At 42.3% G+C, this 14,345-nt stretch carries 14 protein-coding genes; 7 read left to right on the forward strand and 7 right to left on the reverse strand.

Features of this window, described 5'->3' with window-relative positions:
* Positions 1-91 precede the first annotated feature (91 nt).
* On the forward strand, positions 92-1,339 hold the full coding sequence (locus CMAQ_RS08585; protein WP_012186713.1) for a M16 family metallopeptidase: 1,248 nt from the start codon (positions 92-94) through the stop codon (positions 1,337-1,339).
* The gene (locus CMAQ_RS08590) at positions 1,332-2,429 is read left to right on the forward strand and encodes a M16 family metallopeptidase (protein WP_012186714.1); all 1,098 of its coding nucleotides are present in this window, start codon (positions 1,332-1,334) and stop codon (positions 2,427-2,429) included. The genes CMAQ_RS08585 and CMAQ_RS08590 overlap by 8 nt, the downstream gene beginning before the upstream one ends.
* A 3-nt stretch (positions 2,430-2,432) precedes the next feature.
* On the opposite strand, the gene CMAQ_RS08595 is transcribed toward CMAQ_RS08590, so the two are convergent.
* Positions 2,433-3,275 (reverse strand): cation diffusion facilitator family transporter, encoded by an 843-nt coding sequence (locus tag CMAQ_RS08595; protein ID WP_198002070.1) that lies wholly within the window; start codon positions 3,273-3,275, stop codon positions 2,433-2,435.
* A gap of 166 nt (positions 3,276-3,441) precedes the next feature.
* Here CMAQ_RS08595 and CMAQ_RS08600 point away from each other — a divergent pair, with 166 nt between their 5' ends.
* From CMAQ_RS08600 to CMAQ_RS08610, 3 genes are all read left to right on the forward strand, one after another.
* Positions 3,442-4,023: a hypothetical protein gene (locus CMAQ_RS08600; protein ID WP_012186716.1), complete on the forward strand. Its 582-nt coding sequence runs from the start codon at positions 3,442-3,444 to the stop codon at positions 4,021-4,023.
* A gap of 124 nt (positions 4,024-4,147) precedes the next feature.
* Positions 4,148-5,077, forward strand: a complete 930-nt coding sequence (locus tag CMAQ_RS08605) for a malate dehydrogenase (RefSeq protein WP_012186717.1) — start codon at positions 4,148-4,150, stop codon at positions 5,075-5,077.
* A 41-nt stretch (positions 5,078-5,118) separates the two neighbouring features.
* On the forward strand, positions 5,119-6,168 hold the full coding sequence (locus tag CMAQ_RS08610; protein ID WP_012186718.1) for a M20/M25/M40 family metallo-hydrolase: 1,050 nt from the start codon (positions 5,119-5,121) through the stop codon (positions 6,166-6,168).
* Positions 6,169-6,292: 124 nt separating this feature from the next.
* Here CMAQ_RS08610 and CMAQ_RS08615 read toward each other — a convergent pair whose 3' ends face one another.
* From CMAQ_RS08615 to CMAQ_RS08640, 6 genes are all read right to left on the reverse strand, one after another.
* Complete coding sequence (locus tag CMAQ_RS08615) at positions 6,293-7,249, reverse strand: MDR/zinc-dependent alcohol dehydrogenase-like family protein (RefSeq protein ID WP_012186719.1); 957 nt, start codon at positions 7,247-7,249, stop codon at positions 6,293-6,295.
* A gap of 127 nt (positions 7,250-7,376) precedes the next feature.
* Entirely contained in the window at positions 7,377-8,282 is a 906-nt protein-coding gene (locus CMAQ_RS08620; RefSeq protein ID WP_052290727.1) for a ribonuclease Z, read from the reverse strand.
* A 77-nt stretch (positions 8,283-8,359) separates the two neighbouring features.
* Positions 8,360-8,944, reverse strand: a complete 585-nt coding sequence (locus CMAQ_RS08625) for a hypothetical protein (protein WP_012186721.1) — start codon at positions 8,942-8,944, stop codon at positions 8,360-8,362.
* Positions 8,945-9,101: 157 nt separating this feature from the next.
* A complete protein-coding gene (locus CMAQ_RS08630) occupies positions 9,102-9,806 on the reverse strand; it encodes a phosphoribosyltransferase (protein WP_048063057.1) in 705 nt (234 codons plus the stop codon).
* A gap of 73 nt (positions 9,807-9,879) precedes the next feature.
* Positions 9,880-10,800 carry an aspartate carbamoyltransferase gene (gene pyrB / locus CMAQ_RS08635; RefSeq protein ID WP_012186723.1) on the reverse strand — a complete coding sequence of 307 codons (921 nt, stop codon included), beginning with the start codon at positions 10,798-10,800 and terminating at the stop codon, positions 9,880-9,882.
* A gap of 36 nt (positions 10,801-10,836) precedes the next feature.
* Positions 10,837-11,907: a MupG family TIM beta-alpha barrel fold protein gene (locus CMAQ_RS08640; RefSeq protein ID WP_012186724.1), complete on the reverse strand. Its 1,071-nt coding sequence runs from the start codon at positions 11,905-11,907 to the stop codon at positions 10,837-10,839.
* A gap of 193 nt (positions 11,908-12,100) precedes the next feature.
* On the opposite strand from CMAQ_RS08640, the gene CMAQ_RS08645 reads away from it, so the two are divergent.
* Positions 12,101-13,267 (forward strand): FAD-dependent oxidoreductase, encoded by a 1,167-nt coding sequence (locus tag CMAQ_RS08645; RefSeq protein WP_012186725.1) that lies wholly within the window; start codon positions 12,101-12,103, stop codon positions 13,265-13,267.
* Between the two features lie 74 nt (positions 13,268-13,341).
* The gene (locus CMAQ_RS08650; RefSeq protein WP_012186726.1) at positions 13,342-14,334 is read left to right on the forward strand and encodes an alcohol dehydrogenase catalytic domain-containing protein; all 993 of its coding nucleotides are present in this window, start codon (positions 13,342-13,344) and stop codon (positions 14,332-14,334) included.
* Positions 14,335-14,345: the final 11 nt, after the last annotated feature.

Genomic DNA, 14,345 nt, shown 5'->3' on the forward strand with positions numbered 1-14,345 from the left:
ATTAATGTTAAATAACCCTATTGGTTAAAATAAACACGGTGATCAGGCACAGTGCCTAAACATTTTAAATCCTTAATTACAGTACTCTACCATGAGCGTATTCAACGTGAGGCTTAGTAATGGATTAAGAGTTGTTGGTTCACACATACCTAACAGTGAGGTTGAGGCCGTTTACATGTTCTATAATGTTGGAGCTAAGAATGAGAGGGATGGCATATATGGGGGTTCCCACCTTGTTGAACATGTCCTATTCAGGAGCATTAAGGGGCTTGATAAGAGCATTGATGAGTTAGTGGAGGGGGTTGGCGGGTACTTCAATGGCTTCACCTCCTACGATACAACAGCCTATGTTGAAGTTCTACCAGTGGATAAGGCTGAGTTAGGCTTCATGATTGAGGCCAAGAGGATGAGGGATGCGTTATTCCTTGAGAATGAGTTTGAGCTTGAGAGGAATATCGTGCTGAGTGAATTCGACATGAATGAGAATGATGAGGAATCCAGGATGATGCTTGTGGCTGGTAGGAAAATGTGGGATTCACACCCGTATAGGCACATGGTTATCGGTGTTAGGAGGGATCTTGAGACCGTTAAACGGGATGAATTATACAACTACTATAGGCAGTATTATAATCCATCCAACGCAACCCTAGTGGCTGTGGGTGGGTTAAGTAAGAGTAGTGTTGAGAAGCTTGCTGAATCCTACTTCAGTAGTATTGAGCCTGGGGAGATTAGGGGTGATGTGGAGCCTTGGGATGAGCAATTCAATGGCATTATTAAAGTAACCATGAAGGGGTCAACACTGGTTCCTAGGCTTCTCGCATTATTTAAGTCACCTGGTTTACATAATGCTCAAGGCTTCTCAAGACAATTATTCGTCGACTTCATTCTAATTGGTGATAGGAGATTAGCCTATGGTTTAACCGCCGGTGAACCAGTATCAATACCTAGGTTCGCAAGGCTGTATAGGCTTGTTGAGGAGGGTGTAGCCTCAGGTGTCTATGCTAGTTACGAGTTAACATACATGAATGGACCCTACGGCATAGTGTTGAGGGGTGTTAAGGATCCTGATAAGGCCTATAGTAGGTTAATTGAGGTTATTTCAGAGAAACCCAGTGTGGATGAGGTTAATAGTGCCATTGCTAGGATTAAGGCTAGGTTAATCAACACAGTTGACTCACCCAGTAAGCTTGGTCAATTATATGGTGTAGGTGAATTATTCGCCAATGATCCTGAATACCTGGTGAAGTTAATGAATAATACCCAGGGCCTGGGAGCTGAGGATTACGTTAATCATGTGGAGGAACTTATAAAATCAGCAGTGGTGGTTTACTATGGCTAAGGTAATGAAGATAAGTCACTGGAGTGAGTCACTTGTTGTTGACGTTAAGTTGAACCTTGGCCTAGTTAATGAAGATACACCGGGATTATCAAGGGTTCTGGTTAACCTATGGAAGTGGTCTAGGGGGGTCATGGAGTTGGAGAAGAATGGTGTAACAGTATCATTCAATAACTCGTGGGATCAATTAACAGTATCAATAAAGACGCATAGGGGTAATTCAACCCTACTCAAGGGCCTTTGGGATGCATTAACTAAGATTGACTTAAGCCTACTGGGTAGAGCAATCAATGAGGCGTCAACGCAGGTTAACGTAGCCAGGGAGGATACTACGGCGAGAGCAATGGCTGAGGCATTGAGGGGCTTAATGCCTGATTCACCATATGGGAATCACCCTGAGGTTCTCCTTGGGGTTGACTTAAGTAGAATTAAGCCTGAGGATGTGAGGAAGGCACTGGATAACCTAGCCTACTACTCAGTGACCGTAGTGGGTGGTGATGTGGATATTGGCGGCTCTCCAGCTAATCCCAAGTGGCCCAGCGTGAAGGGGTATGGGGATGGGGAGGTTAACGTTAAGTTGAGTGGTAAGGTTCAAAACACCATTGCTGTTGCCTATCCTGCTGACTCAATATATGGCAGGGTCTTCAACTACATGGCCTTCAACACCCTTCTAGGTGGCATGGGTTTAATTAGTAGGCTTTACATGGAGATTAGGGTTAAGAGGGGGTTAGCCTACTACGCCTTCTCAACATACGTACCCCTAGGTGGTGTTGGGTTCCTTGTTGCCTTAGCGGGCACTAGGGAGAAGCATGTTAATGAGGTTAAGGAGCTAATACTTAAGACCACTGAATCAATGAGCACAGTGACTGATCATGATGTTGAAATGATTAAGGGTAATCAGAGGGGTAGATTAACGGTTAGGACGGAGTCACCGGAGGGGTTGGCGCAAATGTACTCGATAATACCTTTATACGGTTTACCTGAGGATTACTATGAAAGATACATTAACTTCCTATCCAACCTTAAGGTCAGTGACATAGTAGGCCTCACGCATGGGTTAGAGCACCATTACATAGCAGTGGCTGGTTCCTGAAAACTAAGCCGGCTCAACGTGAGTGTTCACTGATACGACTGATGGTATACTCTTCATTATATCATCCTCAAGCTTATCCACGATTCTATGAGCATCCTCAACACTATACCAACCTGGAACCTTAACAATAAGGTCTATTGCATACCCATTACCAGTATTCTTAACCTTAACATCAGAGACGGATACATTATGATCCCTAGCTATGCTGTAAACCCTGCTTACTACGCCTGGGTTAATTTGATCAAGCAATACATTTATTGACTCCCTGAAGTAATTAATCCCCAGGTACATTAGGTATGCTGCAATCGCCATGACGGCTACGGGTTGAATAATGGGTATTATCAGTGAGACTACCAGTGTTGCCGCTATTAGTAATGCATCCAGTAAATCAGCAATGGCGTGCCTAAACTCAAGCTTAAGTATTAAGTCACCTGTTTTAATGTAGCCAATCCTTAAGTAAAGTAACCTACTCAGCACTAGGCCAGCAACAGCAATAATAACGTACAATGAATCTAATGGCAACCTCTCGATAACACCCTTAATAATGCTAATAATGGCCTCCGCCACTAACCAAAGTGATGCACCCATTATTATTATTGCTACAGTGTACATTGATAAGTACCTGTACTTAAAATGCCCGTAGGGGTGATCCATGTCAGGTGGTTTTAAGGTTGGTCCAAGTCCAATGTACAGTGAACCCAGTATGACTACATCAAGCATGGTGTGTAAGCCATCAGCAATAAGCACTGGTACATTCATGATTACACCAGTTAGGAGTTCAATAATTGAGGTGGCGCCAACCAGTAGTGTCGCTATCTTTAAGTATAGTCTAGCATTACTTCTCATTGGTATTACCTCATTACCACTAGTCCACCTGCTATTAAATAAATTTTCATTCATACTCGATTCCGATAACGATACTGATTTCGAATTTATAAACCTAACCCCATTAGGTTGCTAAACACCACGCTTTGAGGAATTATTTATTAGCTTAAGGGTGATTAATGATTAAATGGTGATTAGTGAAGAATTCATTAATGAGGCATTAAGCAGGATTAAGCCTGGTGAAGTACTAGTGATATACGTTGATGATCAATCATCATTGGATATTGAAGATGTCGTATCAATTAGGATTAATGTGAATGATGATGAGTACTCAATACTAAGGCTAATAGCAGCGGCTAAGGCTCATAATGACCCAGTGTTAATGTCTAAGTGGATTATAACTGATGAACTGATTAACAGGAAGTATAGTAGGGCTGGTAGCTTAGCACTCCTAAGCAGAATAATTGATTATATTCTAATAGAGTCTGGGTATGATGGGTACGTTGCCAGGTCCTTTAATGAACAAGAATTTAGACGAGTACTCATTAATGGGTCTCAGGACTTGAAGTTAAGGGCCCTTGAGGCACTGGGTTTAGATGTACCGTTTAGCTTTAGGATGGCTAATAGGACTGATGATATTGATAATGTTATTAGGGGGTTAAGTGGGGAATTTGTAAGTAAGTATCTTGACTTGAGAAGTTATTTACTTAACAATACGGCTCTAGAGTACTTGCTTAATTACCTAGACCTATTGTTTAGAAATGCTTAAACTTCGACTATGCCTTAACTTTATATTTAATTAGAAATGCCTTTAATATCATGTGGAAAAATAATCTTAAGTCAAGAATATTCCACGGAAAAACTTATAAAATAATGATGAGTGGAGTAAAACCATGATAACAATAGTAGGATCAGGTAGGGTGGGTGCCACAACGGCTGCGTTCCTAATGTTCTATGAACTGGATAATGAAGTAACGCTGATAGATGTAATAAAGGGTTTACCGCAAGGGGAGGCCCTTGACCTTAATCATGCGGCGGCAATATTAGGGAAGTCAGTTAGGTATAAGGGTAGTAATGATTATAAGGACATGGAGGGCAGCGACATAGTTATAGTTACTGCTGGTCTAGCGAGGAAGCCAGGCATGACTAGAGAGGAGTTAGCAGGTAAGAATGCTGAAATAATTTCATCGATTGCAGATCAGATAAAGAAGTACGCCCCTAATTCAATAGTGATTATTACAACTAATCCACTTGATGCAATGGTTTACGTACTTTATAAGAGACTTGGATTCCCAAGAAATAGGGTTATCGGCTTCAGCGGTGTCCTGGACTCCAATAGAATGGCTTACTACGCATCCCAGATAATTGGAATAGCCCCAGAGTCAATAATTCCAGTTGTACTTGGACAGCATGGTGAAAACATGTACCCTGTCCCTGAGGCATCATTCGTCTACGGTAAACCTTTAACAGAGTTCCTGACCCAGGAGCAGTATAATGACATTGTTAAGAAGACTATTCAAGCCGGCGCCGACATAACTAATTTAAGGGGATTCAGCAGCAACTGGGGTCCAGCAGCTGGCTTAGCCTTAATGGTTGATTCAATAAAGAAGAATAGGAGGAGGGTTTTCGAAGCCTCAGTGTACCTTGATGGTGAATACGGCGTTAAGGACGTCTTCGCCGAGGTCCCTGTTGTATTAGGTAAGAATGGTGTTGAAAAGATAATTGAATTAAACCTAACTCCAGAGCAGAGGCAGAAGTTCATGCAGAGTATTGAAGCTGTTAAGAAGAACCTAACCCAGGTACCGCCGCAATACCTTAAGTGAGGGATTAAGTTAATTAAACCCAATTAACCCCCTTTTTACCAATGGCCTTAAGCAGTGGCGATGTTAAGGAACTGTTAATTAATCTACTGAAGATATATAGTCCAAGCGGTGAAGAGAGGGGGATTGCTGAATTTATTTCAAGCTTCCTTAAACAGCATGGTGCTGAAGCTTGGATTGATGAAGCCGGTAACGTACTTGCAGTGAAGGGGAGCGGTGAGAGAGTTTTATGGCTGCATGCACACATGGATACTGTGCCAGGTTTCATTGAGGTTAGGGGGGAGGGTGACTTAGTTTACGGTAGAGGTGCCGTTGATGATAAAGGGCCACTTACATCAATGATCACCGCCTTCCTCAACTCCAAACCTGAAGTGACACTAGTATTAACCCTAGTGACTAGGGAGGAGAGTGATAGCTTGGGTTCACTAAGCCTAATTAAGAGCAGTCTCCCTAAGCCTGATGGTGTAATTGTCGGTGAACCAACTAATATGCACATAGCCTACTCATACAGGGGGAGCGCTAGGGTTGAGGTTAAGTGCCTTGGCCAAGGAGGCCATACAGCAGGGCCTGGGGTTGAGGATAACCCTATATTGAAGGTTTACTCAGCATTCAACACCGTGGTGGGTAAGCTCGGTAATGGTCAATCAACTGAATCATACACGGTGACACCTACAGTTATTAATTGTGGTGACCACCCAAGTAAGGTACCGACTGAATGCACCATGACCGTTAACGTGAGGATACCGTTGAACTCCTCATGCATGGAATTAAGTAAGGTAATTGAGGGTATTGAGTGCGTTAAGATTATTGACTGCACAGACCCAATAACCGTTAACGTGAATAACCCAGTGGTTAGGTCATTGGTGAGGGCAAGCTTAAGGAATAATGTTAAGCCAATTCTATCAAAGAAATTGGGTACAAGCGATATGGCTATCCTAGCTAAGTTAACGCTAAACTTAGCAGCCTATGGACCTGGAGACCCAACGCTCAGTCATGGTCCAGTGGAGTACATTAATATTAATGATGTTTTACTAGCCAGTAACATCCTCATTAACGTTGTGAATGAATTCGGACGCATAAGTATGCAAAGGTAGAAGCTGAGAGCCAATGCTTAGGTAGTGATTTAACTTGTAATCCACGAGGGGTAATCACAGTCTAATAATGCTATAGTAGGCTTGGTGATGATCATTAAACGTAATTATGGTGATGAAATTGATTTTAGGGTATTATTACCCCCTTTATGTATTCTTTAGGCTTCTTCGATGCATATTCTAGGGCTTCCTGCAATTGATCAAGCCTCCACTCATGGGTTATGAGCTTTTCTTGATTAAATACACCCCTTTCAAGTAGTTTAGCCGCTATTCTCAAGTCAATGGTAGCGTATTCCTCCCCTGACCTAGCTGGTACCGCCATTACCAGGTCTATTCCCTTGGCATCCCATATCCTAAAGTTCACTTGAACAGGCAGTGAATGGTAACTAACTATGCTTAACCTACCCCTCCTACCAATAATTCTAGTCGCTAAATCAACGCCATTTGGATTACCACTAACCTCAAAGACTACGTTAAAGCCATTACCGTTAGTTAACTCCTTAGTAACCTTATCAACATCATCTACAGTTGGGTTCACTGTGGCTGTCGCCCCAAATTCCTTAGCCAATTTGAGTCTATCATCAATAATATCAAACACCGCTAATTCACTGAATCCCATTCCCCTCAATGCCTGGGTGAGTAATAGACCCATGTAGCCTGAACCAACAACCGCAACATAATCCCCAAGCCTTGGTTGAGTCACCCTAATCACATTAACTATTGCAGCCAGTGGTTCACCTATGGCGTATTCATAAGGTATGTTACTGGGTATTTTCGCAACACTACTAGCCTTAGCCACTAGGTAATCCGCATAAGCCGGTGAACCAATAGCAATAACCTTATCCCCAGGCTTAAAACCGGTTACATTAGGCCCGACCTCAACAACATCACCAACTGGCTCATGCCCAAAGGGGGCAGGCAACGTAAACCATACTGGTAAACCCTTGAATGCATAAATGTCACCACTGCATATTCCTGCAGCCTTCACTTTAATTAATACCTCACCTTCACGGGGCTTAGGTGACTCATGCTCCTCAATTCTAACCAAGCCTGCTGAAACAAGTACACCAACCCTATTCTTCATAACTTATTAGCAATTCAGTGGTATTAAAGTATATGTTATTTAAGTGCCTTAAATTCATTATTTATATTCTTGTTTCAGCGGGTTTACATGGTTACTCCAGTAGATGTGGATTAAGTATTAATGCTTACTAGATTTCAATAATCATACCATCCTTGGCAACCACGGTGCGTGGGAAAACATCACTGGCGCATTTCAAGAAGTCCCAGTAGTATTCGTAACCGTATCTAAAACTCATGTGAGTGAGCACAAGTAGTTTAGTGCCAGCCTCCTTGGCGTCTAATGCAGCGTCTAGGCATGTTGAATGGCCTCTGTTCTCAGCCTCATTAGAATCATTAGGTAGGTATGTTGAGTCATGGATTAGTATTGATGAGTCTTTAGCTAACTTAACCACGTTATCACCTGGTGACGTATCGCCAGTGTACACTACTTTTATTGACTTATCACCCACATTACTCATCACCATGGATGGCTCAATAACTCTACCATCAGGTAGCGTAATGGTTTCACCCATTTGAATCCTCCTCCAGTAGGTTACCGGTATGCCTAATTCCCTAGCCTTACCTGGATTAAATGTACCAACTGGTCTCCTTAACGTTATTAAATATGAATTATTCTGAACAGTGTGATAAGTGGTTACGTATCTTAACTCCAGGTTATCCATTGATTCAATTAAAGTAATTTCACTGGTTGGCTTAAGTTCAATAACGTTAATTTTGAAAGATGAGTTAACTGGAGTTGGCGTGAAGTCGCTTATCCCCACTGGGCCTATTACGGTTACTGGGGTAACCCTATTGAGCATTAGCATTGTTGCTAATAGGCCTGGAAGACCATTAACATGATCCGCGTGCAGGTGAGTAACCATTATGTGGGTTAACTTAAGTGGACTAACTCCAATACTCTCAAGTCTCCTAACAGTACCCTCACTGGGGTCGATAAGTATCCTATACCTATATACATCAATCAATACACCTGGTAATTCCCTACAGGGCCTGGGTATAGCTCCGCCGGAACCTAGGAAAATTATCTTAAGCACAGTCTGGTGCATTTCAGCCTAATTTAACTAATTCAGTGTTCAGAATAGAGGAGAGTTAAGAGTAGAATGTTGTTTGGTTAAGGTTTCTGGTTTGTGTCGCATTCGTCATCATAACATATTATAATAGGGTCATTAGCATCATTACTCCTCTTCCTATTGGTAAAGGATTGAGACACCGGCAGCATTGGTATTGCACGTGTAAGTTTACTTAAATTACCCCTACCCTGAATTATCAGCCATGTCATTAACGCCATACCCATGTTATACAGTACTATACCGGAGCCAATGTACTTATCCCCGGTTACACCTTGACCGTAAACCTCAACCATTATTGCTGTGTGACTAGCCATGACTATGTAGGTGTAGTAGGTTAAAACAGCGAAGGCGCCTACAGCATATATTAGAAGTAGCCATGAACTGGTTCTGCTTCTGGCGTTTTTAATGAAGAATATTGTTGAGGCTAATGATAATGCATCGAAGGATAGGAGTGAGGCTAATATGAGTGCGTCTAATACAATATTGAATTCAGCATTACCATACAACCATAGGTGTATTAGCAGGTAATCTATGGTGTATGCAATAGCAAGCACTGTGATTATACCTCCCCAATACAATATGTTGATTATGGCTTCTGGTATTGGACTGTTCTGGCTCTGGCTCACAGTTAATTACCTTACAACCCTTTTTTAAGTATTACGCTAATATTATTTAAATATATCGGTCATACACATATGGTTTATAAACGGTTGAATGTTTAAGCGGGGTAGGCTTATGGAGCGCTGTAAACTTAAACTTTTAATAACTTGATAATTATCAAAATTAATATTTAACTAATCTTATAATCTCGAAGTCATTACCCCTAAGCCTTGATATGAAACCCTCCTTCTCAAGGCTTGCTATAGCCCTACTTAAGTAGGATAATGGTACCTTAAGAATCTCCTCACCATACCATTCACTCAACTTATCTGTTAACTCCATTAGACTCCAATTAACCTTACTATTAGCCTTATACTCATCATTCATAATCCTCCTAATGAAGTTTGATAAATCCTCAACAAGGTTCCACGGATACATGAACCACACCCATTCCTTAACTTCATAGGCGTAGTAATCAGGTTTAAACTTAGCCACAGTGGATATCCACTGTAGGGCACCTGTCCTCACATCAGCCTTAGGCCACCTTGAGAGAACATGATCCTTAGCAATCACTACACTGTCACCGGTGTCTACAATATCATCAACGATTAGAACCCTTTTACCATTTAAGTCTATTTGGGCGACTGGGTACTTAATGTAAGCCTTCTCAGAGACCTGGGCACTACTGGGCCAGTGTACTACCTGTAGGCTAACCAGGTCACTGATACCTAGGTTATCGCAGAGTAACCTAGCTGGGACATAACCTCCCCTAGCTATGGCTACAACCACATCGGGGATCCATTTACTTTCAATTATCTTATTCGCCAGGGTTGAAGCCCACGTTACTATATCATCCCAACTAACCAACTTAACAGGGACCTTAACCACAATTAATTTCAAAGGGATACCCCTGATTTATAAGTATTAAGCTAATGATTTAACCTAGTATTAGGTAGTGTTCTTAATCACCCTTAAGCACTAATTTAAGGAGAGCCATCCTAAGGGGCACACCTAGGGCTGACTGCCTAAAGTACCTAGCGTACCTTGTTGAGTCTAACCTATGATCAACCTCATCAACCCTAGGTAATGGGTGAAGAATTATTAACGTATCCTTAGCGCCAATCAATGACTCTGGGGTAACCTTGAAGCTTCCCTTAACCCTCTCATACTCCACTGGGTCAGGGAACCTCTCCCTCTGTATCCTAACCACGTAGAGTACGTCTAATTCACTTAAAACCTCATTTAGGTTTGAATGCAGGCTATAATTCATCCCCCTCATTCTCATGAAGTCCACAAGCTCCCTCCTCGGCCTCAGTATTTCAGGGGATATGAGGCGTAGCTTAACTTTAAAGTTACTTAGCAGTTGAACCAGTGATGTAACAACCCTAGCGTACCTTAAGTCACCCAGTATGCCTATTGTTAAATCATCTAATCGCCCATACTCCCTCCAAATAGTGTATGCATCAAGCATTGCCTGGGTTGGGTGATTTTGGGTTCCATCACCAGCATTAATCACTGGTACAGTGGCTATATCGGCGGCGTACTTGGCTGCACCCTCAAGGCTATGGCGTATGACTATTATATCTGAGTAGGAGTCAAGCATTCTAATGGTGTCGCCAAGGCTCTCACCCTTAGCCACTGAGGATGCCTCCACTGAACCAAAGCCCAGTACTCGTCCACCAAGCCTTAGCATAGCGGTCTCGAAGCTTAACCTAGTTCTAGTGCTTGGTTCAAAGAATGCCGTGGCCATTATCTTACCATCAAGTATGTTTAACTTGGATTTAGCGTAATTCTCCATTTCCTTAGCCTCATAGAATAATTGCATTAAATCATCCCTAGTGAAATCCAGGGATGAGATGACGTCCCTGTTTAACCAAGTCAAGGGACCCTCGCCTACTACTGGACCGGTGTTTATAAGTTAAGCGGATTTATACTGTTCAAGAACCACGGGTGGTACATCATCATTAACGGGTACTGATAATATACCCTTAGTCCTCTCCGCTAAATGCTCCACAATAGGCATGTCCTCGGGATACACCTCACCTATAACATTGAACCTAGGGTCAGGTGGCGCATCATCCTTAAATATCCAGACCTGTATATAATGTGGATTATCATTCACCACCGTAACCGCACCCTTAAACCTCCTGACAATGTTCCTTGGTTTAATATTATTTTCACCACCCGCCGTTAATCCAATGGTCTTCTCCTTAATCCTAACATCATGAAACTCCCTATTAAATACCTTAGCCTCCTCCTCGGTTAAGCCGTAGTAAGTAATAACCCTTATTCTGGTTCTCCGCTTGGCATTAGCCACTTTCCTTAAGTCTTCATCAGATGGCAGTGGGTCACCTATGAGTACCCTATCTATGTACCTTGAGTTAAGGAGTATTGATGCTGAATTCTCAATATCCATGTGCCTAAGACTCTCCACAGTGGTCCTCTCCCCATCCTTAACTGATACGAATATGCCAACGGGTATACCCCTATTGTGGAATTCCCTGGACTTAGCTAATGCATCCTCTAGACTTAAACCAGTGTACTCCCATGGGTACCAGTCGTGACTAGCCATTAGGTTTTCTGGTTTTCTAACCAGTTTAAGCAACTTATCTAATTCATCAAGTGGAAAAACGCTCGCATTCAACTCAACCTTAATCCCAAGATCATTATTAGCCATTGTTGCTAATTGCTCCAGGTTAAAGCCCCAGTCAGCCCTAACTCCCTTAATACCCATCTTCCTGAAGAAGCTTAAGTCACCTGGGGATGCACCTAGGTCTGAAAGCACCCTAGGATTAATATCCACGAAGTAGTAGTAGCCTAATTCATTAGCCAACTTAGCTATATCCTTAACCAAGTCTAAGCTATCAAGCCCCACTCCAGACCATACCTCAGTGAAGCCTAGTTCCGAGGCTTTTCTCATTATCTCCATAGTCCTAGGTACAGTTTCCCTCCTACCTACAGCGAAGGATATACCTATGCTCTTAACCATGAATACTGAATAGTATTCGATATTTAAGGATTGCCCGTGAATTAGTTGGTATTATGAATCCTTAATTTAATTAGGTTCAGCAAATAAGATTCAATAATTCATGATATTGAGTTAACCATGCTTAAGGATACTATAAAATAATGTAACTTTGATTGGGCAAAGGATTTATTAACCCCTAATCCCTTGACGCACCATGCCTAGGATAGTGGTGGTGGGTGGGGGGATAGGTGGATTAACGGTTGCATCAACGTTAGCACAAAGGTTGGGTACTAAGGTTGAGGTCACAATATTAACTAAGGAACCATACTACGTAAGCGGCCCAACTAGACCATTAGTGTTAACTAATGAGGAGAAGCTTGAGAGGATAATTAGAGGTTACAGTAATGTTGGGTTAAAGGGTGTTAGAATAATGTATGGTGCGGTTACTGGTGTTGACCCAGCTAATAGGATTGTTAAATACAGTGAATCACCACCATACGGTGTTAAGAGCAGCTCACTAAGCTACGATTACTTGGTGATGGCGCCTGGGGTGATTTTTGATGGAAGTGGGATTAATGGGTATGATAAGTGGGGTTGGGTTAATACCAATGTCTATGACCCAGGTATGTTAATGGAGTTGAAGAATAAGTTATGGTCCATTAACCAAGGTACAGTACTAGTGTATGCACCGAAGGCACCCTACCGCTGCGCCCCAGCACCCACCGAGACAGCCCTATTGGCCCACACTATTCTCAAACATAGGGGTGTTAGGGATAAGGTTAAGATTATTCACATTGACGCCAATGATAAGACTCAACCACCTGCAATTGCTGATAAGGTTAAGGAGATTTACGATAAGGCTGGAATAGAGTTAATTACTAACCAAGAAATAGTGGAGTTAAGCAATCACGAAGTTATCACTAAGAGCGGTGAAAGGTATAGTTTCGATGTGCTTGCTATGCTTGAGCCGAATAAGGCCCCATCATTCATTAGGGAGGTGGGCTTGGGTGATGATTGGTTTAACGTTAGATCACCTGTGGATTTAAGGAACACTAAGTACGATGACGTGTTAGCCGTTGGCGACACTGCGAAGCTACCATTCCCCAAGAACCAGGAGATAGCCTTTGAAAGCGCTTTATTCGCGGTTAATAAAATAATGGAGGACCTTGGAATCAATGATAGGATTAACGTTCAATACGCCTTCATTGGTTGGGCTTACTTAGGTAACGTGGAGGGTATGTTGGAGACCTTAAGTCTTCAATTCGGGTTTGATTACACGCAGCAGCCACCGAAGGTGATTAAGGACCCTGAACCAAAACGTGAATACACTATTCAGAAGGACCATTGGATGCAAACATACCTCAGTAAATTATTCGGTTAAACCATACTGTTTATTGTTCAGTGGAGATGGGGTTGAGTGTTAAGTTTATTTAAGGCGCTTAGTATTGTGTCTTTATGAGGGCGGTTGTTTTCGAGAAAAGTGACTTAAATGACTTAAGGGTGGTTGAGTTAAGTAGGCCTAAGCCTAATCCCCATGAAGTAGTCATTAGGGTTACTGAATCCGGTGTTAACCCTGTGGATTACTATACGGTGACTTCAAGGTGGGTTAAACCAATACCACATATACCTGGTGCTGAATTCGCCGGTATTGTTGAGGAGGTGGGGGAGCATGTATCAGTTGTTAAGCCTGGTGATAAGGTGGTGGTTTATGGTAGGGTTTTCGACGGTACCTGTGACTTATGCTTAGCCTCCATGGAGAACCTATGTAGGAATGGAGGCATAATAGGTATAGTTACTAATGGTGGTTGGGCTGAGTACGCTATTGTACCTGATAGGAATTTAATTAAACTACCTGATGATGTTAACTGGGACTTGGCTGCAAGCCTACCTGTTGCTGCGTTAACGTCATACCATGCCCTCAGGGAGGCTAATTTAAGGGCTGGGGAGACTCTAGTTGTCTTTGGGGCATCGGGCAACACTGGTCAATTTGCTGTTCAATTAGGTAAACTAATGGGTGCTAGGGTAATTGCTGTAAGCGGGAAGAATTGGGTTAGTGAATTAGGTGCAGATTACGTTGCCTCAATTGATAATGTTAAGGATGTTGTTGAGAAGGCTACTGATGGTAGAATGGCTGATGTGGTTGTTGATCCACTTGGAGAGAGGACATGGGGCGTAAGCTTACCGCTGCTTGGAAGGGGAGGTAGGTGGGTTACCTTTGGTCAATTAACTGGTGGGGAGGTTAAGATCCAGTTATCACTACTGTACTCTAATCAATTCAAGTTAATTGGCTCAACTGGTGGAACTAGGAGGGAGTTACTTGAGTTGGTTAACATTATGAGTAAGCTTAAGGTTAAGGTTGATAAGTATTATGAATTAAGTGAAGCCAAGGAGGCGCTTAATAGGTTGTTTTCACCCCAGAGGAATGGAAGAATAATGATTAAGATTTAAACCTAATTCCA

The organism is Caldivirga maquilingensis IC-167 (assembly GCF_000018305.1).
Classification (GTDB): Archaea; Thermoproteota; Thermoprotei; order Thermoproteales; family Thermocladiaceae; genus Caldivirga; species Caldivirga maquilingensis.